At 37.7% G+C, this 21,207-nt stretch carries 19 protein-coding genes and 2 tRNA genes; 12 read left to right on the top strand and 9 right to left on the bottom strand.

Translation table 11 applies throughout. The features are described from left to right. Nucleotides 1-8 precede the first annotated feature (8 nt). Nucleotides 9-1,484, bottom strand: coding sequence for an IMP dehydrogenase (gene guaB / locus E0Y80_RS11055; protein ID WP_156307721.1), 1,476 nt, complete (start codon nucleotides 1,482-1,484; stop codon nucleotides 9-11). Nucleotides 1,485-1,692: 208 nt separating this feature from the next. Here guaB and E0Y80_RS11050 point away from each other — a divergent pair, with 208 nt between their 5' ends. The 5 genes from E0Y80_RS11050 (at nucleotide 1,693) to E0Y80_RS11030 (ending at nucleotide 7,715) form a co-directional block, all read left to right on the top strand. Next, nucleotides 1,693-2,160 carry a hypothetical protein gene (locus tag E0Y80_RS11050; protein WP_156307720.1) on the top strand — a complete coding sequence of 156 codons (468 nt, stop codon included), beginning with the start codon at nucleotides 1,693-1,695 and terminating at the stop codon, nucleotides 2,158-2,160. A gap of 342 nt (nucleotides 2,161-2,502) precedes the next feature. Then, nucleotides 2,503-5,523 (top strand): protein translocase subunit SecDF, encoded by a 3,021-nt coding sequence (secDF, locus tag E0Y80_RS11045; protein WP_156307719.1) that lies wholly within the window; start codon nucleotides 2,503-2,505, stop codon nucleotides 5,521-5,523. Nucleotides 5,524-5,656: 133 nt separating this feature from the next. After that, entirely contained in the window at nucleotides 5,657-6,283 is a 627-nt protein-coding gene (locus E0Y80_RS11040) for a peroxiredoxin family protein (protein WP_156307718.1), read from the top strand. Next, nucleotides 6,283-7,281, top strand: a complete 999-nt coding sequence (gene gap / locus E0Y80_RS11035; protein ID WP_197091563.1) for a type I glyceraldehyde-3-phosphate dehydrogenase — start codon at nucleotides 6,283-6,285, stop codon at nucleotides 7,279-7,281. The genes E0Y80_RS11040 and gap overlap by 1 nt, the downstream gene beginning before the upstream one ends. Next, nucleotides 7,278-7,715, top strand: a complete 438-nt coding sequence (locus E0Y80_RS11030; RefSeq protein WP_156307716.1) for a GNAT family N-acetyltransferase — start codon at nucleotides 7,278-7,280, stop codon at nucleotides 7,713-7,715. The genes gap and E0Y80_RS11030 overlap by 4 nt, the downstream gene beginning before the upstream one ends. 8 nt (nucleotides 7,716-7,723) lie before the next feature. Here E0Y80_RS11030 and E0Y80_RS11025 read toward each other — a convergent pair whose 3' ends face one another. From E0Y80_RS11025 to E0Y80_RS11005, 5 genes are all read right to left on the bottom strand, one after another. Next, on the bottom strand, nucleotides 7,724-8,494 hold the full coding sequence (locus tag E0Y80_RS11025) for a TIGR02757 family protein (protein ID WP_156307715.1): 771 nt from the start codon (nucleotides 8,492-8,494) through the stop codon (nucleotides 7,724-7,726). Nucleotides 8,495-8,557: 63 nt separating this feature from the next. Further along, nucleotides 8,558-9,556 (bottom strand): GTPase ObgE, encoded by a 999-nt coding sequence (gene obgE / locus E0Y80_RS11020; RefSeq protein ID WP_156307714.1) that lies wholly within the window; start codon nucleotides 9,554-9,556, stop codon nucleotides 8,558-8,560. A 22-nt stretch (nucleotides 9,557-9,578) separates the two neighbouring features. Next, on the bottom strand, nucleotides 9,579-10,148 hold the full coding sequence (locus tag E0Y80_RS11015; RefSeq protein ID WP_156307713.1) for an adenylate kinase: 570 nt from the start codon (nucleotides 10,146-10,148) through the stop codon (nucleotides 9,579-9,581). A gap of 71 nt (nucleotides 10,149-10,219) precedes the next feature. Next, nucleotides 10,220-10,293: transfer RNA gene (locus E0Y80_RS11010), tRNA-Arg, on the bottom strand. 593 nt (nucleotides 10,294-10,886) lie between these two features. Further along, nucleotides 10,887-10,960: transfer RNA gene (locus E0Y80_RS11005), tRNA-Arg, on the bottom strand. Between the two features lie 137 nt (nucleotides 10,961-11,097). Here E0Y80_RS11005 and E0Y80_RS11000 point away from each other — a divergent pair. Further along, the gene (locus E0Y80_RS11000) at nucleotides 11,098-11,925 is read left to right on the top strand and encodes an alpha/beta fold hydrolase (protein WP_156307712.1); all 828 of its coding nucleotides are present in this window, start codon (nucleotides 11,098-11,100) and stop codon (nucleotides 11,923-11,925) included. Here E0Y80_RS11000 and E0Y80_RS10995 read toward each other — a convergent pair. After that, a complete protein-coding gene (locus E0Y80_RS10995; RefSeq protein ID WP_156307711.1) occupies nucleotides 11,922-12,881 on the bottom strand; it encodes a patatin-like phospholipase family protein in 960 nt (319 codons plus the stop codon). The two genes, E0Y80_RS11000 and E0Y80_RS10995, sit on opposite strands and share 4 nt — an antisense overlap. Before the next feature lie 81 nt (nucleotides 12,882-12,962). Between E0Y80_RS10995 and E0Y80_RS10990 the strand changes: the two genes are divergently transcribed. From E0Y80_RS10990 to E0Y80_RS10980, 3 genes are all read left to right on the top strand, one after another. Continuing rightward, on the top strand, nucleotides 12,963-13,565 hold the full coding sequence (locus E0Y80_RS10990) for a TetR/AcrR family transcriptional regulator (protein ID WP_156307710.1): 603 nt from the start codon (nucleotides 12,963-12,965) through the stop codon (nucleotides 13,563-13,565). Nucleotides 13,566-13,595: 30 nt separating this feature from the next. Beyond that, nucleotides 13,596-14,228 carry a nitroreductase family protein gene (locus E0Y80_RS10985; protein ID WP_156307709.1) on the top strand — a complete coding sequence of 211 codons (633 nt, stop codon included), beginning with the start codon at nucleotides 13,596-13,598 and terminating at the stop codon, nucleotides 14,226-14,228. 463 nt (nucleotides 14,229-14,691) lie between these two features. Next, nucleotides 14,692-15,306 (top strand): sugar O-acetyltransferase, encoded by a 615-nt coding sequence (locus E0Y80_RS10980; protein ID WP_156307708.1) that lies wholly within the window; start codon nucleotides 14,692-14,694, stop codon nucleotides 15,304-15,306. 445 nt (nucleotides 15,307-15,751) lie between these two features. On the opposite strand, the gene E0Y80_RS10975 is transcribed toward E0Y80_RS10980, so the two are convergent. Then, a complete protein-coding gene (locus tag E0Y80_RS10975) occupies nucleotides 15,752-16,405 on the bottom strand; it encodes a hypothetical protein (RefSeq protein ID WP_156307707.1) in 654 nt (217 codons plus the stop codon). Between the two features lie 68 nt (nucleotides 16,406-16,473). Then, a complete protein-coding gene (locus tag E0Y80_RS10970) occupies nucleotides 16,474-17,085 on the bottom strand; it encodes a WbqC family protein (RefSeq protein WP_156307706.1) in 612 nt (203 codons plus the stop codon). 75 nt (nucleotides 17,086-17,160) lie between these two features. Here E0Y80_RS10970 and E0Y80_RS10965 point away from each other — a divergent pair, with 75 nt between their 5' ends. The 3 genes from E0Y80_RS10965 to ligA all read left to right on the top strand — a co-directional run bounded on the left by E0Y80_RS10965 (nucleotide 17,161) and on the right by ligA (nucleotide 21,201). Next, the gene (locus E0Y80_RS10965) at nucleotides 17,161-18,027 is read left to right on the top strand and encodes a lysophospholipid acyltransferase family protein (protein ID WP_156307705.1); all 867 of its coding nucleotides are present in this window, start codon (nucleotides 17,161-17,163) and stop codon (nucleotides 18,025-18,027) included. Next, on the top strand, nucleotides 18,028-19,059 hold the full coding sequence (locus E0Y80_RS10960; protein WP_156307704.1) for a glycosyltransferase family 2 protein: 1,032 nt from the start codon (nucleotides 18,028-18,030) through the stop codon (nucleotides 19,057-19,059). Nucleotides 19,060-19,182: 123 nt separating this feature from the next. After that, nucleotides 19,183-21,201, top strand: a complete 2,019-nt coding sequence (gene ligA / locus E0Y80_RS10955; RefSeq protein WP_156307703.1) for an NAD-dependent DNA ligase LigA — start codon at nucleotides 19,183-19,185, stop codon at nucleotides 21,199-21,201. Nucleotides 21,202-21,207 lie beyond the last annotated feature (6 nt).

Here is a 21,207-nt window from a genome sequence, read left to right as displayed (position 1 = left end):
GGATAAGCTTATCCCCTGCTATTATAGTTTGGCGCTTCCTTGGTAATTTGAATATTATGAGGATGTGACTCACGTAATCCAGCACCAGTAATACGTACAAATTTAGCTTCTTGTAATTTTTCAATCGTCGCTGCACCACAGTAACCCATCGATGCACGCAATCCGCCAATATATTGGTAAACTACCTCAGCCAATGTTCCTTTATAAGGTACTCGACCTACAATTCCTTCTGGAACTAATTTTTTAATATCATCTTCTACATCTTGGAAGTAACGATCTTTTGATCCTTTTTCCATCGCCTCCACAGAACCCATACCGCGGTATGATTTGAATTTTCTACCTTCCAATAGGATAGTTTCTCCTGGTGCTTCTTCAACACCGGCGAAAAGCGATCCTGCCATGATGGTATTTGCTCCTGCGGCTATTGCCTTGGCAATATCACCAGTCTGCTTAATCCCACCATCTGCGATTAATGGAACTCCAGTACCTTTTAATGCTTTAGCTACCTCATAAACTGCATATAGCTGAGGAACACCAACACCAGCAATAATACGGGTTGTACAGATTGAACCTGGACCTATACCTACTTTGACAGCATCTGCTCCCGCATCTGCTAACATCTTAGCCGCATCACCGGTTGCAATATTACCAACGATAACTTGTAAATTAGGGTAGGCCGCTTTTACCTCCTTTAATTTGTTGATGACACCTAAGGAATGACCATGTGCAGTATCAATTGTAACCACGTCCACCCCAGCCTTTACTAAGGCTTCAACACGCTCTAAGGTATCTGCCGTAACACCAACTGCTGCACCAACCAACAAACGTCCATGTTCATCTTTTGCTGCATTTGGATAATGTTTATATTTTTGAATGTCTTTAAAAGTAATCAGTCCCTTTAAAACACCATTCTGATCAACTACAGGAAGTTTCTCAATTTTATGGTTTTGTAGGATTTCTTCAGCTTTGATTAAATCTGTACCCTCTGGAGCTACAACTAAATTCACTTTAGTCATCAATTCACTGATTGGACGATTCATGTCCTTTTGAAAACGAAGATCACGGTTTGTAACAATTCCAACTAATTTACTTTCTAAATTAATCACTGGAATACCACCAATCTTATGGTCTTTCATAATCTGAAACGCATCACCTACTGTAGCGTTCTCTAATAAAGTTACCGGATCTTGGATCATTCCACTTTCCGAGCGCTTTACTTTGCGAACTTCTGCAGCTTGTTCTGCAATTGTCATATTCTTATGTAACATACCAATCCCTCCCGCCTGAGCGATTGCGATAGCTAGGTCAGCACCTGTAACGGTGTCCATTGCGGCAGATACTAAAGGAATATTTAATTTGATTTTCTTAGTTAAGAATGTACTTGTATCTACATCACGAGGCAATATTTCTGAATAAGCAGGGATTAATAATACATCGTCGTAGGTAAGTCCTTCTTGTACGAATTTTTGTGGATCTAATTGCATAGCAAATATTATATGGGGTTCCTATTTGCAGGGCAAATTTACGAAAAATTATAAAATAATAAAACTCCTGCTTACTATTTACATAAAATCGACAATATGATTACCCTACCCGAAAACAGGTAATACATGAAATAGTTAACAGAACGTTAAATTTTGGCAAGCTAATTGCTCATTGAACATAAATTAAAGTTTAATTAACACAATATTTATGAAAAAGACATTACTATCATTAGCAGCTGCAGCAGCATTAGTTTTTGGCTTTAACGAAGCTAAAGCTCAAACTCCTTATAAAACAGCAATCGGTCTAGGTATTGACTTAGGTGATGGAGCAACATTATTCGGTCCACAAGTGAAACATTCATTTGGTGGTGCAAATGCTGGTCAAGCACAAGTATTATTCGGTGACCACGTAACAGTTGTTGGAGTTGATTATAGCTACAACCGTCCATTCGCTGGTGCTGGTGGTTTGGGTTGGTATTTAGGTGTTGGTCCTCAAATCGCTTTCAATGATAACAATTCTTCATTTGCGATCCGTCCAGCAGCTGGTTTAGAATACAAAATCCCTTCTACTCCACTTGGAATTCACTTCGATTGGAAACCTTGGTGGAACCTTTCGAACGAATCAAACTTTGAAGCAGGACGTTTCAGCTTAGGATTTAAATTTGTCTTAAGATAAGTTTAATCTTTAAAAACATAAAAAGGCATTCCTTTATTAGGGATGCCTTTTTTATTAACTTTTTGTATGTCCTTACCTCTCTTCAATTCGTATTCTTAATACATATACCAGTTTTGGCTTTCAATTCTCATGCCTTAACAACATCGCTCAAAATCTAATTTTATTGCATTATGCACATCAATTTCACTTGAAAATGAAGCAAATATTTAAAAACAATTTTTTCCGTATTAAGTTTGATATACTATTTTCATTATGTAATTTTTTTATACCTTTGCGAATCTTGGTAAAATATTATTAAGCTTAAAAATTACATAAAAAACCATAATTTATTACGATTAGACAATGAGTAAAGGGCTGATTAAATTTTTGGTGATAGTGGTTTCCTTAGCGTGCCTCTATTCCTTATCATTCACTTTTGTAACACGTAAAGTTGAAAAAGACGCAGCGGAATACGCCAATGGCGACATGGCTAAAGAAAAAGCCTACTTGGATTCCATTGCTGGTGAGGAAGTATATAATATAGGTATTGCTAAATTCACCTATCGCGAAGCTAAAGCAAATGAACTTGCTCTTGGTTTGGACTTAAAAGGGGGTATGAACGTTACAATGGAAATCTCATTGAACGAACTTATCGCCAACTTAGCGGACAACCCGAAAGATGCAAACTTCAACAAAGCATTGGAAAATGCTGTGAAAAAAAGTAAGACTACCAACACTTCGTTGATTGAGTTATTCTTAAATGAGTATAAAGCTACAGGTGCTACTGCCCCTATTGCGTCTTTCTTCGCAACTAAGGATAATGCAGCAGTAATCACTGGATCAAGCTCAGAGTCTGATGTCCGTAATTTCTTGAATAAAGAAGCTGACAACGCTATTCAAAATTCATACAAAGTACTTCGTACTCGTATTGACAAATTCGGTGTTGCTTCCCCTAACATTCAAATCCAACAAGGAACCAACCGTATCTTAATCGAACTTCCTGGTGTTAATGATGAAGAACGTGTTCGTAAGCTTTTACAAGGTTCTGCTAAATTGGAATTCTATGATACTTATCAAAATCCTCAAGTATATTCTTTATTAGAAAATATTAACAGAACGCTTGCTACAACAATTAAAGCTGACAAACCAGCAGCTAAAGTGGTAAGTGATTCAACAGCAGCGAATACTGCAGATACCACTAAAAAAGAAGAAAACTTATTAGCTAAGCTAGGCGCTAACCAAAAAGCAACTGATTCTGCATCTGCAGATTCTTCAGCTCAACCGGATGCTGCTGCGCTAGCTAACAACCCATTATTCGCTGTGCTTTCACCTGCTACTTTCCCAGGTCAGAATGGTCAACAACAATTGGCTCCTGGTGCTGTGGTTGGTTATGCAAACTTAAAAGACACGGCGAAGGTGAATGCTTTACTTGCTCGTCCTGAGGTAAAATCAATTATCCCTGCGAACTTAAAGCTTTTATGGGCTGTAAAACCTGAAAACAACGCAAAAGATTTCCTTTCTTTATATGCAATCAAAGCTACAGGTGCTGAGAATGGCCCTGTAATGACTGGTGATGTAATCACGGACGCTCGTGATGGTTTTGACCAACAGAATAGTCCGATCGTTTCAATGGAAATGAATGCAGATGGCGCTCGCCAATGGAAACGTATCACAGCTCAAGCTGCTCAAAATAGAGACGCAATTGCTATCGTATTGGATGGTGTTGTGTATTCAGCTCCAGGTGTAAATGAGGAAATCCCTAATGGTAACTCCCAGATCTCCGGTAACTTTACTATCGAAGATACTAAAGACTTAGCAAACGTTTTGAAAGCTGGTAGGCTTCCTACAACAGCTAAGATTGTTGAAGAAGCTATCGTTGGTCCTTCATTAGGACAAGCAGCAATTGACTCTGGTGTTAACTCGGCTGTTGTTGGTATCATCGTCGTTATGGCGTTTATGATCGCCTATTACAACCGTGCCGGTATTGCAGCTAACATCGCAGTTATTTTCAACGTATTCTTCTTGATGGGTGTGCTTGCATCATTAAACGCTGTTCTTACCCTTCCTGGTATTGCAGGTATCGTATTAACGATGGGTACTGCGGTCGATGCGAACGTCTTGATCTACGAACGTATGCGTGAAGAGGAAGCATTAGGTAAGTCACCTCGTCAAATTGTTGCCGACGGTTACAAACATGCCATGCCTTCTATCCTTGACTCCCAAATTACTACATTCTTGGTAGGTTTAATCCTATTCTTCACAGGTAGTGGACCAATTCAAGGTTTTGCAACGACGTTAATGATCGGTATTATTACTTCATTGTTCACTGCAATCTTCATTACTCGTTTAATTTTCGAATTTATGTTGAGCAGAGACATGAAGATCACAACTTCATTCCCTTGGTCGAACCATACTTTGAAAAATGCAAACTTCCAATTCATCAAGAAAAGAAAGGTTGCTTATTTGATTTCATTGGTTGCTATTGTTATTTCAATCGGTGCTATCTTAACAAAAGGATTTTCATACGGAGTTGACTTCCAAGGTGGACGTACTTACACTGTTCGTTATGATCAAAATGTTAGCCCTGAAACTGTTCGTGAAAACTTGGACAATGTCTTCGGAACTACGACTGAGGTTAAAACTTTTGGAAATGAAAGCCAATTGCGCGTAACTACTTCTTATCATATCGAAGAGACTAGTGACGAAGCTGATAAAGAAGTATTATCTAAATTAAACGAAGGTCTATCTAAAATTCAAGGCAATAAATACGAGATCCTATCCCAACAAAAAGTAGGACCTACGATTGCAAGTGATATTCGCGATAGAGCAATTTATGCTGCAATCTTATCCATCATTGTTATTGCGGCTTATATCTTAATCCGTTTCCACAAATGGCAATATTCCGCTGGTGCAGCTATTGCAACTGTTCACGATGCCATTATCCTATTAGGTCTATTCTCCATATTAGATGGTATTGTTCCATTTTCATTGGATATTGACCAACATTTCGTGGCTGCTATCCTAACAGTGTTGGGTTATTCAGTGAACGACACGGTGGTTGTATTTGACCGTCTACGTGAATATTTGAAGAAACCTAATGCGCACCAACAAGAGCTTGGAACAACGATTAATAATGCGATCAACTCTACATTAAGCCGTACGGTGATTACTTCATTAACAGTAATCTTCGTATTAGCCGTATTGTTCGTATTTGGTGGTGAGGTTATTCGTGGTTTCTCATTCGCTATCTTAATTGGTATCGTTGTAGCAACCTATTCTTCTATCTTTTTGGCTGCCCCTGCTATCTTCGACTTAAGTCGTGGTAAACATTTGGCAGATTCTGCAAAAGAAAAAGAAAGTAAAGCTAAAGTAGTTACTCCATAATTTTTTGGAATAATCATAAAACATCTAAGGCCCTGAAAAATCAGGGCCTTTTTTGTCAAAATACTGTTTATTCTAACCCTTTCACAGAACTTACTCTATATTTTTTATTAGTTTTGAATCTTAATCACAAGACATGAGAAATAAATTTATCCTATCCTCTCTTTGCCTTTCTTTAGGTGTTCTAGCTGTAGGATGTAATAATCAGAAAAAAGCTGAAACTACAGAAACACATGATGATCATGCTGGACATGATCATAGTGCACATGACCACAGCGCTCACGAGCATTCAACTCAACAAACAAACCCTGCCCCTGCTGCTCCCCAGACATCTGCAGCTGCCGCATTGAGCATTCCTGAGTTTACATTCTACAAAGTGAAATCAGGTATCAAATACACAAAAGCTGATATCCCTGCAGGCAAAAACACTGTTTTCGTGCTGTTCGATCCAGGATGTAGCCACTGTCAAAATGAAGCAGGTGGACTATCGAAAAACTATGAGAAAATCAAGGATATTAATGTCGTATATGTCTCTATGAACGACCCGGCTTTGATGTCTCAGTTCTTTACAACTTTTGGAAAAGAATTAGACGGTAAGGAAAATGTACAGATGCTTTGGGACAGGAACCAAGAATTTATCCAGAAATTCCATATTCCTAATATGTTCCCTGCAAACTATGTGTACGGACCAGATGGTCAATTGAAAACCTACTGGGAAGGTGAGAAAAATATTAATGAAGTAATTGCTGAATTTCACAAATAATGAAAGTTGCCATCAATGGTTTCGGCCGAATCGGTCGTCATACGTTAAGAAATTTATTGAACAGAAATCTTGAAACTATTGAGGTCGTTGCTATCAATGATCTTGCCGATTCTAAAACACTGGCTCATTTATTCAAATACGATTCTGTACATGGTCCATTAAACCGAAAGGTAGATCATGATCAAGATCATCTTTACATTGATGGCAAATCAATATTAATAATAAACAAAAAGAATCCTGAAGACCTACCCTGGAAAGAATTGGAAATCGATGTGGTAGTGGAATCAACAGGCTTCTTTGTAAATAAGGATCTTGCATCGAAACACTTGCTGGCCGGTGCAAAACAAGTAATTATCTCGGCACCGTCTCCTGACAAGGAAATTCCAACAGTCGTTTTGGGAATAAACGATCATGAATTTGATTGGAACACTCCGATATTCTCGAATGCGTCTTGTACAACCAACAATGTAGCACCATTGATCAAAATATTGGATGAAAATTGGCAAATCGTTGACGGTTATATTACTACGGTTCATTCCATGACTGGTGATCAGAACCTTCATGATGCTCCACACCGAGACCTTCGAAGATCTAGAGCTGCCTCGGCTTCCATTATCCCGACCACAACTGGCGCTGCAAAAGCGATCACCAATGTTTTCAAACATCTTGACGGTAAACTTGGGGGTGCCGGAATCCGTGTGCCCGTATTGAATGGTTCTTTAACCGATTTTACTTGCAACCTCGCTAAAAATACCACAGTAGAAGAAATCAACAGAAAGTTTAAAGAAGCTTCTGAAAACGAATTGAAGGATGTACTTTTTTATACTGAAGACCCTATTGTCTCTGTAGATATCATTAACAACCCTTATTCCTGTGTATTTGATTCTGAATTAACGAGTATTGTTGGCGGATTGGTAAAAGTTGTCGGATGGTATGATAATGAGTTCGGATATTCCAACAGAATGGTCGATATTTTAACAATCCTTTCCAAAAGATGATCAGATTTATCAAGGTTGAAGAGGCACTCCCATTGCGAAGCGCTGTCCTGCAGAAAGGTAAGGATCTGAACCTTTGTGTCAATCCCGAGGATTTAATGCCTGACAGCTTCCATTTAGGCCTTTTCGACGAGGATAATATTCTTCAATGTGTACTGACCGTCCACAAAACAAACCATCCTAAATTGCCACATGAAGGATATAGGCTACGTGGAATGGCAACCCAACCTCTTGCTAGAAGAAAAGGATATGCTCGCGAACTTCTAAACGCTGCTATTGAACATATTAAATCTCAACTCCATGGAGATTATTTATGGTGCATCGCTCGAGAGGCTGCATACCCATTTTATGAAAGTATGGGATTTGAATTTATGTCGGATGAATTCCAGTACAAGGATGCAGGTAAACATAAAGAAATGTTTATTCCTTTCTACTAAATCTTATTTTACAATTCTCCCGCAACACCTAAACCAAATAAAGCAAAATCATATTTTACAGGATCATTGGGATCCAGTTCCCTTAAATTACCGGTCAATTCTAATGCAGTCTTCCAATTGACTTTATCCAACTGGATCAATCCAAACTTCCGAGCTACCCTTTCAACATGTACATCACATGGACAGATTAAATCTTTGGGTTTAATCTGATGCCAAACGCCAAAATCAACGCCTCGATCATCCTGCCTTACCATCCACCTCAGAAACATATTCAATCGTTTGCAAGTTGACTTCTGCAATGGCGAACTGACATGTTTTCGGGTTCTGTAGGGATAGTCGGGTAAGGAAAAGAAATAGGATTTAAATGCATTTAAGGACTCTTCAATGCTAAAAGGTTCTGATGCCCCCAATTGCAGAAACGCGTCTTCTAAACTTGCAAAATGGGTATAATGGCACTTAAAGAAGCTTACAAAATATAGGAGATCGGTGTCATTGAACGTCCGATGCTTAAAACCTAATAGGTTCTTTAGATCCTGATCCTGGTGATTTAGGATAAAATCGAATGGACTTCCATCCATACGTTCGATCAGCTCATTACATTTGTTAATGATCGTTTTTCGCTGTCCCCACGCTAAAATACTGGCGAAGAAACCCATGATTTCAATATCCTGTTTTAGGTCGAACTGATGTGGAATGCAGATCGGATCATTTGGAATAAAATCAGGTTGATTAAACTCTTCAACTTTACGGTCCAAAAACTCTTTTAGAGATAAATCCATTGCTGCAAAAATAGAAAATATAAATTGCCTAAAATAAAAAAAGCAACTTACGTTGCTTTCCTATTATTGATTGATTTCTTTCCAGATGAGATCTTTCAGTTGAGGAATATTTTTTCCCGTCACTGAGGATATAAATAAATGAGGTAATCCTTTAGGAACCTGTGCTGACATTTCCCTTTCTAATTCCTCGTCCAACATATCCGACTTACTGATAGCCAGAATCTTTGGCTTGTCTAATAATTCGGGATTATATGCGGTTAATTCACCTAATAAAATATTATATTCTTCTTCGATTGTCCGATCAGTATCTGCCGGAACTAAGAATAATAACACTGAATTTCGTTCGATATGACGTAAGAAACGATGCCCTAACCCTTTTCCTTCCGAAGCGCCTTCAATGATTCCCGGAATGTCTGCCATAACAAATGATTTACCATCTCTATAGCTAACAATCCCCAAGTTAGGAACTATGGTCGTAAACGGGTAATCAGCAATTTCAGGTTTTGCAGCTGAAACGACCGAGAGCAAAGTTGATTTACCAGCATTTGGGAATCCAACTAATCCTACATCCGCTAGAACCTTCAATTCCAAAACGATCCATTCCTCTTTTCCTGGCAACCCTGGCTGCGCAAATCGAGGGGTTTGAACGGTCGAAGATTTAAAATGCCAGTTTCCTAAACCACCACGTCCACCAGGTGTTAATATTTTTGTTTCACCGTCTTCGGTAATTTCAAATAGAACTTCTCCAGTTTCAGCATTCTTGGCAACAGTACCTAGAGGCACTTCCAAAATCTCATCCCTTCCGTTTGCTCCTGAACGTAATGCACTGCCCCCTGCCTCTCCGGGATCGGCAATTATATGCTTCCTGAACTTCAGGTGCAACAAGGTCCAGTGTTGATGCGATCCTTTCAAGATAATATGTCCACCGCGACCACCATCACCTCCATCAGGTCCACCTTTAGCCGTGTGCTTATCACGGTGCAAATGGGCAGATCCAGCTCCCCCATGTCCCGAGCGGCAACATACCTTTACATAATCAACAAAATTTGACCCCTGAGCCATAAAATTCCCTATTCAGATTGTATTAATAATTATCGATTACCTGAGTAAGATCGTTGAAGATTGTTTCAATCTCTCCGATTCCATTCACTTTGCTAAGCTTACCTTGCTGTTCATAATAAGGCAATACATGAATGGTCTTACCAAAATATTCTTCGATACGTTTTTGCAATTTATCTGCAGCATCGTCCGCACGTCCAGAAATTTCCTGACGCTTAGCGATACGCTGCGTTAATTCATTCTCATCTACATCCAATGCAATAACTCCTGTGATCGAAGTATTGTTTGCCTCCAAAAACTTATCCAATGCCTCAGCCTGTGCAACTGTACGTGGGAATCCATCAAATATAAATCCTTTCGCATCAGGATTGTTTTTCAACTCCTCCTCTAACATAGAGATCGTGATCGAATCCGGAACCAAATTACCGTCAGCAATGATCTGACTCACCTCTTTACCAAGTGGAGTTTGATTCTTGATGTGTCCTCTAAACATATCTCCAGTTGAAATATGGTGAAGGGAATATTTATCGATTAATTTGGACGATTGAGTCCCTTTACCTGCTCCTGGAGGCCCGAATAAAACTAGGTTTAGCATAATGTGATGTTTATTTTAGATGTAAAAAAAACAAAAGCCTAATCCCGTATAAGAATTAGGCTCTTTCCAAGTGCGCTCAAAGGGAGTCGAACCCCTAACCTTCTGATCCGTAGTCAGATGCTCTATCCAATTAAGCTATGAGCGCGGCAACCAATACTATACGACTGACGCCCTTTCTGTTTTGGTGATGCAAATATAAGGAAATAATAGTCCCAGCAAAAATTTTTTTCATTTTCTTAAACCAGTTTCTTCAATATTATTGCTAACTACTTAGGCTATAGACATAAGAGTCGATAGTAGTTAGTAGTTAGACTGATGTCCAATGAATCCCGTAGGGATGCAATTTCTATAGAAATTTATTTTACATCACAGAATTCAACGCCGTAGGTGTGGCATATTTCTAAAACTTCTAGCTAACATGTCACTCCTACGGAGTTGTTTTGAAATTAACGCTTATTCCAGACCCTGCGGGTCTGGCTATAGATATGCCATCCCGATGGGATTTTTAAGAAGAGACAAGGAAATATTAGACATAAGAAACTAGTTTGTTTACATAAGAACCGAATTAGTTAACTGCCCAATATTTTATCCCCTCCGCAACTTTTGTAAATGATCCCAATATTAATCCTTTTAAATACAAAAAGACTTTAGCTCAACACTAAAGTCTTTTTCTTTATTTCTTTTCAACTATATAAACACCCTGCACTGTCTTATGTCTTATGTCTTGTGTCTAAAAAGTGCGCTCAAAGGGAGTCGAACCCCTAACCTTCTGATCCGTAGTCAGATGCTCTATCCAATTAAGCTATGAGCGCATTTTGAAAGGACTAATTGTCCTTTGAGGTGGCGCAAATATCGTTACTTTTTTATACTTTCCAAATGGTTTTTCCGTTTTTTAATCATTTTCAAACTATATTTTGCATATCGTGTTGATATTTATATATTTAAAATTATGGCGGAACGTATTATAAAAAGCAACAAGATCCGGATTGGGGATATAAGTATCTCCTATTACATCAAAAAGGCTACTGAACAACCTGAGAAGACGATTATTTTCCTGCATGGATTTCCATTTAATAAAAAAATGTGGCGCGAGCAACTGGAAAGTTTAGAAGATAACATAACTGGAATTGCCATCGACATACGGGGGCATGGTAATACCACCAAAGGTCATGGATTCTTTTCAATCGATGTATTCGCTAAAGATCTAGGGGTTTTTATGCGTAAACTGGAAATCGAAAAAGCAGTGCTATGCGGAGTTTCTATGGGCGGATATATTGCCTTGAGGGCATACCAATTATTCCCAGAGCGTATCTCTGGATTGATCCTTTCCGACACACACAGCAAACCTGATGATAATGCTGGAAAACAAAAACGCTTTGACGCTATTCAAGCCGTTCTGCAATACGGTCGCAGGCCTTATGCCATTGGCTTCATTGCTAATGTATTTTCTAAGAAAAGCATTGAAAACAACCCTGATGCTGTTGAACTTATTAAAAGTAGTATCCGGAGGAATAGCATTGAATCCATCTGTGCAACTCTATTGGCCTTAGCTGCAAGGACAGATACAACCGAAGTATTAAAGGCAATTAATGTACCTACATTGGTGGTTCGTGGGAAGGAAGATAAAATTACACCTGCTGATTTAATGGAAGAATTATCAAAAGACATTAAGGGATCGAAATACATTCAGATGGAAGAATGTGGACATTTACCTAATCTTGAACATCCAGAAGAATTTAATCTTTACATGAATAAATTATTGCAAGAGGTCGTTTAAACGGCCTCTTTTTTCTTTAATTCTTCCCCTTTCAATATGATTTTAGCGGGAATCTTTTTTTTCTTTATAGGTGCATCTGGTACAACCTTTTCGGTCAGCTCTATCCCTTTTTCAATCATAAATGACGCTTTATCATAATCCCAAATCCCTGCAATATTATGGGGAATATTGATGACATAATCTGGCTTATAGAGCTCAACAGATAGTTGGCTCAACCTTCTGCGCATTAAAAAATACGACTCCTGCAACATAGAAATCGCATTTAATCCTTTAGCCCCATTATAAGGCCCATAGGCTGCATCAGGTTTACCGTCCAGGTTGACGGCAATAATAATATTTCTTCTTTTCCGACGCACATAGTTTATAGGCAATGGATTGATAACACCTCCATCGACTAAATTCCAATCTTCACTTTCGATGCTTGTAAATACCGCAGGAATTGCAATTGATGCCCTGATGGCCTTATAAACACTCCCCTTATCAAAAATAACTTCTTTCTCACTGATCATATCCGTAGCGATTGCACGAAAAGGGATCTTCATATCTTCAATATTTACATCGGGTAGAATCTCCTTCAAGGATTCAAATACCCGCTCTCCTTTCAACAGACCAAACTTCGGATTGGTAAAGTCCATCAACTTAAAAACTTTTCTCCGCGTAATTACTCGCATCCATTCCTCTAAATTCGACAATTTACCTTCCACATAGGCCGCCCCAATTAACGAACCTATTGAACAGCCGACAACTTCATCAATTTCATAACCCTTTTCTTCCAAACTGCGGATAACGCCAATCTGGACCAATCCACGAGCACCACCACTCCCTAATACTAAGGATACTTTACGTTTACTTTTAAAAAAGTTCATGCTTAAAGTTAAGACAAATTTGCCATTTTCAATAAACATAGTATCCCTCGAAATAAAGGTCGGATCAAAGGCTGCTTGGCGTATTGTCATCTGTTTGTTTAATTTTTTAAAAAATGTTTCAACATTCAACTATCATTGTTACTTTTACTAACACTGTTAACAAAAATAACAATGGGATTATCTGAAAGAAAATTAAGGCAACAGCAAGAATTAAAAGATCAAATCATCACCTGCTCTCGCGAGATCGTGGAGAATGAGGGTTGGGCAGCTCTATCTATTCGAAAAATCGCCGATGCTATCGAGTATTCTGTCCCGGTTATTTATAAGCATTTTGAGAATAAGGACGCAATATCAAGTTATTTCGTCGAAGAGGGTTTTGACAAACTTTTAATGGAATTGAATCAACATATTGAACCTTCCAAGGAAGTTTCAATAAAGTTGCGACAATTAGCTAAAGGGTATTGGCTATTTGCTGTAAATCATCCTAAACACTATGAAATCATGTTTGGCTTGGGGATACCATCTTGTGATCGAATTAACGAATACGAGAATATCAAAAAAGTATCCGAAAAAATGCTGAACCTTATCGATGAAGCAATCCTTGCTAGCGGAAAGGAACATGTGGACAGATACCTGAAATTAAAGACCCTATGGTCCATTTTGCATGGAATAGTAGCAATAGAATTGCTTTCCCTCAATACAAGAGAAAATATTTGTCCATCGGCGGTATTGGAAGATGCCATAGACGGATATATCAAATCAATATTAGTTTAGAATAACATAAAAGAATAATTAAATACAAGAATGAGCTTATTAGAAGATTTAAAATGGAGATACGCCACTAAGAAAATGACTGGCGCTTCGGTAGAACAAGAAAAAATCGATTACATTACAGAGGCTGCTCGCCTTGCTCCTACTTCATCGGGTCTGCACCCATTCAAAATTATTGAAATCAGCAACCAAGAACTAAAAGAACAAATCCAACCTTTAGCATATAATCAATCACAAATCGTTGATGCATCACACCTATTGATCTTTGCAGCATACGATGAGTATACTCAAGACCGTGTTGATTCGGTGTTTTTGCAGCAGGAAGTAGAACGTGGATTACCTGCAGGTTTTGCTAATGAATATAAAAATGGTTTGATGGCGCGATTTAACACGCAATCGAAAGATCAACATTTTGATCATGCTGCCCGTCAGGCCTATATTGGATTCGGAATTGCAATTGCTGCCGCAGCTGAACAACGTGTCGATGCAACGCCTATGGAAGGTTTTGACAACGCCGCTCTTGACCAGTTCTTAGGATTGAATGAGCTTGGCTTGAAATCAGTGACAATTCTAGCATTAGGATACCGCGATATCGATAATGATTGGTTGGTAAACTTGAAAAAAGTTAGGATTGATAAAAAAGATTTTGTAATCAGCAAAAACTAAACTTCTCCGCATAGAACTAAAGCCGCCCATTTTGGGTGGCTTTTTTTTGTTTTTTCGACCTCCGATTAGACCAGAATTCATATAGTAAAAAAAAGACAGATTGATATTTAGCCGTGTTTTGCTCGTGTTTTGCTCGTGTCTCGTCCACACCTCGTCCAAAACTCATCCACAGCTCGTCCGCTTGTGAGCGGACGAGCTGTGGACAATGTCCAACCAAGCTGCGGACCATTCACGACCAAAACACGACCAAAACCAAAGTGAAACCTGTATTAAAATCTTTTTTGATTCCAAAAACTATGAAACGCAAAATTTTGTTATTCCAATGCCAAAAACTTTATAAGGAATTATAAACTGATGTAGCTTATCTTAAAGAAGTTAATAGAGTTTTAAATGTTGATGGTAATTTTATATTAGAAATTGTTTAAATTATTAATCTCAAATAACTATAAAATAATAAAACAATATGGCGAAAACCTCCAAAGAGAAAATGATAGCAGGTGAACCTTACATAGCAAGTGGGGATGAGTTATTTAAGGAAAGACAACATGCCAAGGTTGAATTACAAAAATTCAATCTGATGGATCCAAACAAAATTAAAGCTAGAAATCAGATTATTAAAAAGTTATTTGGAAAGACCAAAGAACGATTTTATATAGAACCACCTTTTTATTGCGATTATGGTTATAACATTGAGGTTGGTGAATATTTTTATTCCAATTATAACCTGACCATATTGGATTGTGCCAAAGTTAGCATTGGTGACAATGTTATGATTGCTCCAAACGTCAGTATCTTTACAGCAGGCCATCCTGTAGATCCTGTATTGAGGGTTGAAGGATGGGAATTTGCCCAGCCAGTAGAAATTGGTGACAACGTATGGATTGGTGGAAATACAGTAATCAATCCAGGAGTAAAAATAGGATCTAATACGGTAATTGGTTCGGGTTCTGTGGTTACTAAAGATATTCCTGAGAATGTAGTTGCAGCAGGAAACCCCTGTAAAGTTATCAGGGAGATAAATATTCGGGATAAAGTATATTACTTTAAGGATTTGAAATATAATTTCGAGGAAGAATAAAATAAAAATACCTGAGGTGGGGAACCCCAGGTATTTTTCCAAACCAATTATTAACCTAAATTATGAAATTATGAATTTTACTATCTTAAACGGTTACTAAAACGCTTTATTATAGATGCAGTATTTTTTTTTTGATTTTTTTTAGAAAAGCTCTGTAAAGAAATTTTTCATTGTCTTTATTGTGATTCAAAATAAATCCCTGTTAGCAAATCAGACTTTGAATTGATGATATCGAATAAATTAATAAAAGGCTTAAAAACAAAAATACCCGGAGCGGAGAACTCCAGGTATTTTACCAAACCAATTATTAACCTAAATATTTTCTATTTATCTAGATAGTGTAATAACGACATATATCAGGCCATATTGTATTTTTTATCAAAAAAATACATCATTTTTTTTAAAAAAATTATAATTATTTGATTTTCAGTTAGATATATTTCAATTATTTTGAGATAACTTCAACAACTTTATCACTTAATTTAGTAATGTCAGATTTTAAACCGACCATTATTGAGAGCACATGCACCGGATTACCTTGGATTTTTCTAAAATTGTGCATGTAGCCGGCTTCCATACCAAGAAAAAATCCCTTGAATTTATAATCAGACCCTATACCAAACTTAAAAGCTGGAGAAATACTATATTCATAGGATAGATTTACAGTGGAATTGGCAGCATCGTCCTGTGCTCGAGGCTCAACATTTAATGCACCAGCTGGACCTATATAGGCATAAGTATTCAATCGCTGCAATTGCTTTCTTATCCCACCTGCCAAACTTAATATGTACATCGTAGACCGAGCATTTTTCAAAATCCTATTGTATTCGGTATCTTCTTCAAGCTGATTATATCCAAAACTCATCATATAAAGAGTTGGCTGAAGGTAGTATTTAGGATTTTTCAGGGAAATATCTAAACCCATGCTCCCTGTAAAAGGTTTTGTAGTTAACGCATCTTTTGTTTTGCCCAATGGAAAGGAAAGTCCAGTTCCGCCGAAATAATAAACTTTGCGGTAATGGATCGTATCAACACCTGTTTGTGCAAATGAACTCATCGACATCAATATGATGATGCAAATAAATACAAGTTTCTTCATGAAATATTGAGTTTAAAAAGAGAACATTAAACTTAAACAAAATGTTTCAGCAAGAAAATAAAAACTTCTTAGAAAAAGTTTTTCGACTGAGGCCCCTGACTGAATAATAGATCGATTATGCTGAGGTTAGGTATAAACCCAGTTTTCTCTTCAAAAACCTGGTAATATGGTTTTTGGTTTGTAATCAAACTAGGCTTTTTAGGATGAATTTCAGACCTATAATCCAATTCATCTGAAGGTACAGCCTCATACTTTTCAGTAAAAGAAATTTCTCTATTTAATTTCAATAATTTTAAGATAAGCTTAAGCTGATCCACATGATAATCCAATAAAAGATTATATTCCTTTTCATAAAACAGTTTGAAATCATCTTCATAATATTCAAAATAAGGAGAGCTTCTGTAGGCAGTTTGTAAACTTAACCAATGCAATCTCTGCCAAGGATGGTCATAATTAATTTTGATGTCTTTCATGACTACACGCTCTTTTCTTCCGTGTACAATGGGTACATACAGGTTAAGAATACCGTTAGCGGTTGCAATTTCCGTTCTGGTACGGTAAGTTTGTTTAGGGAAATTCTCGAATTGTTCGATCAAGATCGGACCTTCGTTATTTTTAATTGCTTGTAAATAACTGATATTCGGTAGATAGAGTGCTGGTAATAATAATCCTTTAGACATAAACTAATATTCACTTCAAATTGTCCGCAAAAATAACTTTATTTGGGGATATTTATAAAGTACTTTAAAATAGGCATGAAGAAAAAACTCATTTACGGAACATTGTATTTAATTTCTCTCCTGCCCTTTTGGTGTCTTTACCTCATCTCAGATTTCCTTTTCATCCTAATTTATTATGTATTTGGGTATCGCAAAAAAGTGGTATTTGAAAACCTGAGAAATGCTTTTCCTGAAAAATCGGAAGCGGAGATTAAAAATATTGCCTATAAGTTCTACCGATATTTTCCCGATCTCCTTGTGGAGTCGGTCAAGATGGCAAGCATCAAACCTGAAGAGGTTATCAAAAGGATAGAATTATTGAATCCTGAAGAGGTTTATCAATATACGGATCAAGGAAAGGGAGTAATTGGAGTAACATCACATTATGGAAATTGGGAGCTTTCGATCCATCGGTTGTCATTAATGATGGATGTTCCGGAATTGATCGTCTATAAGCCTTTGAACAATAAAGTCTTCAACAAGATTCATAACGGAATCCGATCTAGGTTTGGTGCCGAAATGGTTCCTATGAAACAGATCTTAAGACATATTATTAAGTTGAAAAATGTTCCACATATTAGTATGTTTGTAGCAGACCAGACACCTACTTACCAGGATTCTGATTATTTCATGGAATTCTTGAATCAAGATACGTTGGTTTACACTGGTGCTGAACGCATTGCGAGGTTGACGAAATTTCCGGTTGTTTTCTGCGAAGTCAGAAGAAAGGAAAAACGTGGATATTATTCCTGCAAGTTTAGCACATTGATAAAAAATCCCGATGATTATCCGGAACATGAGATTACTCATATCCATAATCGATTTACGGAAGAGATAATAAAAGAAGAACCAGCATATTGGTTATGGTCCCATCGTAGATGGAAGCGTAAAAGAAGAAATTAAATGTCAAATTACCCGAAAGTTGCCGTTGTGATATTAAATTGGAACGGGAAGTATTTCTTGGAGAAATTCCTTCCTTCGGTATTTAATAGCACTTACCCAAATATTGAGTTTATCATTGGAGATAATGGATCCACCGATGATTCGGTGAGCTATGTTGAGGAGAATTTCCCGATGTTCAAAATCCTTCGTAATACGGAGAATTTAGGATTTTCTGGAGGATATAATGAGATCCTAAAGCGAGTTGAAGCCGAATATTATGTATTATTGAATTCAGATGTAGAGGTTTCAGAAGGCTGGGTAGAACCAGTCATAGCGCAGATGGAAAAAGACCCTTTATTGGCGGCTTGCCAGCCGAAGGTTCAATCGTATCACAACAAAGGTGAGTTTGAACATGCAGGAGCGGCAGGAGGATATCTGGATTATTTTGGTTTCCCTTTCTGTCGAGGAAGGATATTGGATAAGGTAGAGCAGGATCATGGTCAGTACAATGACGCTCGTGAAGTATTTTGGGCAACGGGAGCAGCACTATTCATTAAAGCAAAAGCCTGGCAAGATGCGGAAGGTTTCGACTCTGATTTTTTTGCTCACTTTGAAGAAATTGATTTATGTTGGCGATTGAAGAAAATGGGCTATAAGGTAGGCTACTGTCCAAATTCCTTGGTCTATCATGTTGGCGGCGGAACGCTAAAAACAAGTAACCCACAGAAGACCTATCTGAATTTCAGGAACAACCTGTTGATGATGCAAAAGAACCTTTCGGTACCTGCAGCAATTTGGAAAATTTCATTGCGCCTATGGTTGGATTTCTTTGCCCTAATTAAGTTTTTAGTGGATGGAAAATCAGCAGATGCATGGGCAGTTAGCCGAGGACACCAGTATTTCTTCAAGAATTTTTTTAAAACGGCAAAAAAGAGAAAGAAATATTCTGCCCAAGAAAACAAAAAAGGACAATATAAAAATTCAATAATCTGGGATTATTACATGAATAATATCCATAAATTCTCCCAGCTCAAAGACAAAAATTTTCATTAACAACAAAAGTTCTGAATTATGTTTCCTTATGGGATTTGCATGATTTTGCAACACTTGAAGCAATTATTTAAATAGTTGTTTTAAATTATTTTACCCTTAATATATTTCGTATTTTCGTGGTCTATGTCATTAGATATTCAAGCGAAAATAGAAGAGCTTACGAGAGAGCTGAACGACTATAATTATCAATATTATGTTTTAGCTCAACCCTCGATTTCAGATTACGACTTTGACCATAAACTCAAGGAATTGGAAGCGTTGGAGCTTCAATATCCTGAATATAGGGATCCTAACTCACCTACTTTAAAAGTAGGTGGAGATATCACACAACGCTTTAAAACTATTCGTCACAAATGGCCTATGATGTCATTGGGCAATACGTATAATGAGCAAGAGTTAAAGGATTTCGACACAAGGGTTCGAAAAGTTGTGGGTGATCAAGTTCAATATGTTGCGGAATTAAAATTTGACGGACTTTCTATTTCCATATCTTATGAAAATGGAAAATTAGTACAGGCGGTTACTCGAGGGGATGGAACTCAAGGTGATGAAGTGACAAATAATGTAAAAACCATCCGCAGTATCCCCCACCAGTTGAAGAAAGGAAATTATCCGGAATCATTTGATATTCGCGGGGAAATCTTTATGCATAAATCCGCGTTTTTGAGATTAAATAAAGAACGGGAAGAAAATGAAGAACAGACCTATGCCAATCCGCGGAATTTTGCATCAGGAACGATCAAGCTTCAGGATTCTGCTGAGGTAGCGAAACGTCCTTTAGACTGTTTTCTGTACTTTTTATACTGTGATAACAGAAATAAAATATTCCATGACCATTGGCACAGCATAGAGGAGGTCAAATCCTGGGGATTTCCTGTTTGTGAGCATAGTAAACTTTGTAATTCGATTGATGAAGTATTGGAATTTATCCATTATTGGGATGATGCCAGGCATAAATTATCCTATGAAATTGATGGGATTGTAATTAAAGTAAATGATTACGGGCAGCAGGAAGAATTAGGGTTTACGGCAAAATCACCACGCTGGGCGATCTCCTATAAATTCAAGGCTGAGCGTGTAGAGACGATATTGAATAGTATCAGCTATCAGGTAGGTCGAACAGGCGCTGTGACGCCGGTTGCGAATTTGAAACCTGTTCTATTGGCTGGAACCACAGTTAAACGTGCATCATTACACAATGCGAATGAAATAGAGCGTTTGGGATTGCACGAGCATGATACCGTTTTTGTAGAAAAAGGCGGAGAAATTATTCCAAAAATAATCGGGGCCAATGTTGAAAAACGTCCTTCTGGAGCAAAACCATTTGAATATCCGAAGAATTGTCCTGAGTGCGGAACTGCATTGGTACGAGAGGAAGGCGAAGCGGTTCATTATTGTCCAAATGAAGATGGTTGTAAGCCTCAAATTGTTGGTAAACTGCAGCATTTCATAGGGCGAAAGATGATGGATATTCAAGGATTAGGAGATGAAACAGTAGAAACATTTTTCAAGTTGGGATTAATTCGTCGCATTTCCGATATCTATACGTTAAAGGAAAGAGCAAATGAATTGGTTGGGATCGAGCGATTTGGTCAAAAATCCATTGACAACATGATCAATGGAATTGAGCAATCGAAGAGTAAGCCTTTTGAAAAGGTTTTATTTGCCTTAGGGATCCGACATATCGGGGAAACCGTAGCTAAAAAACTGGCTCAGCATTTTAAGAATATAGATGCAATTCGTTCTGCCAACGTGGAGGAGATTCTTTCGGTGCAGGATATAGGCCTTCGGATAGCAGATAGCATCAATGCCTTTTTAAGTAATCCGGAGCATTGGGAGGAAATCGAAAGGTTGAAAGCATCAGGACTACAATTTGAGACGGAAGAGAAGGAAGTGATCTTAGCAGGTGATGAATTAGCAGGAAAGACCTTTTTAATTTCAGGGGTGTTTGCAGATTATTCACGAGAAGAATTGACTGAATTAATAGAGGCCCATGGGGGTAAGATGTTGAGCAGCATCTCTTCTAAATTGAATTTCTTGGTTGCAGGAGATAAAATGGGTCCGTCAAAATTGGCAAAGGCGGAGAAGCTTCAGATTCCAATGATTACAGAGACGGAATTGTTGGAGATGATCAACAAATAAGATAAA

It is taken from the genome of Sphingobacterium endophyticum, from assembly GCF_009733535.1.
Lineage (GTDB): Bacteria > Bacteroidota > Bacteroidia > Sphingobacteriales > Sphingobacteriaceae > Sphingobacterium > Sphingobacterium endophyticum.
The sequence above is the reverse complement of the archived record's forward strand: the minus strand, read 5'-3'. Positions and strand labels throughout refer to the sequence as shown.

Bases quoted from the DNA above. Each gene is read 5' to 3' on its own strand.
- guaB (WP_156307721.1), bottom strand. From the start codon at position 1,484: ATGCAATTAGATCCACAAAAATTCGTACAAGAAGGACTTACCTACGAC.
- E0Y80_RS11050 (WP_156307720.1), top strand. From the start codon at position 1,693: ATGAAAAAGACATTACTATCATTAGCAGCTGCAGCAGCATTAGTTTTT.
- secDF (WP_156307719.1), top strand. From the start codon at position 2,503: ATGAGTAAAGGGCTGATTAAATTTTTGGTGATAGTGGTTTCCTTAGCG.
- E0Y80_RS11040 (WP_156307718.1), top strand. From the start codon at position 5,657: ATGAGAAATAAATTTATCCTATCCTCTCTTTGCCTTTCTTTAGGTGTT.
- gap (WP_197091563.1), top strand. From the start codon at position 6,283: ATGAAAGTTGCCATCAATGGTTTCGGCCGAATCGGTCGTCATACGTTA.
- E0Y80_RS11030 (WP_156307716.1), top strand. From the start codon at position 7,278: ATGATCAGATTTATCAAGGTTGAAGAGGCACTCCCATTGCGAAGCGCT.
- E0Y80_RS11025 (WP_156307715.1), bottom strand. From the start codon at position 8,494: ATGGATTTATCTCTAAAAGAGTTTTTGGACCGTAAAGTTGAAGAGTTT.
- obgE (WP_156307714.1), bottom strand. From the start codon at position 9,556: ATGGCTCAGGGGTCAAATTTTGTTGATTATGTAAAGGTATGTTGCCGC.
- E0Y80_RS11015 (WP_156307713.1), bottom strand. From the start codon at position 10,148: ATGCTAAACCTAGTTTTATTCGGGCCTCCAGGAGCAGGTAAAGGGACT.
- E0Y80_RS11000 (WP_156307712.1), top strand. From the start codon at position 11,098: ATGGCGGAACGTATTATAAAAAGCAACAAGATCCGGATTGGGGATATA.
- E0Y80_RS10995 (WP_156307711.1), bottom strand. From the start codon at position 12,881: ATGACAATACGCCAAGCAGCCTTTGATCCGACCTTTATTTCGAGGGAT.
- E0Y80_RS10990 (WP_156307710.1), top strand. From the start codon at position 12,963: ATGGGATTATCTGAAAGAAAATTAAGGCAACAGCAAGAATTAAAAGAT.
- E0Y80_RS10985 (WP_156307709.1), top strand. From the start codon at position 13,596: ATGAGCTTATTAGAAGATTTAAAATGGAGATACGCCACTAAGAAAATG.
- E0Y80_RS10980 (WP_156307708.1), top strand. From the start codon at position 14,692: ATGGCGAAAACCTCCAAAGAGAAAATGATAGCAGGTGAACCTTACATA.
- E0Y80_RS10975 (WP_156307707.1), bottom strand. From the start codon at position 16,405: ATGAAGAAACTTGTATTTATTTGCATCATCATATTGATGTCGATGAGT.
- E0Y80_RS10970 (WP_156307706.1), bottom strand. From the start codon at position 17,085: ATGTCTAAAGGATTATTATTACCAGCACTCTATCTACCGAATATCAGT.
- E0Y80_RS10965 (WP_156307705.1), top strand. From the start codon at position 17,161: ATGAAGAAAAAACTCATTTACGGAACATTGTATTTAATTTCTCTCCTG.
- E0Y80_RS10960 (WP_156307704.1), top strand. From the start codon at position 18,028: ATGTCAAATTACCCGAAAGTTGCCGTTGTGATATTAAATTGGAACGGG.
- ligA (WP_156307703.1), top strand. From the start codon at position 19,183: ATGTCATTAGATATTCAAGCGAAAATAGAAGAGCTTACGAGAGAGCTG.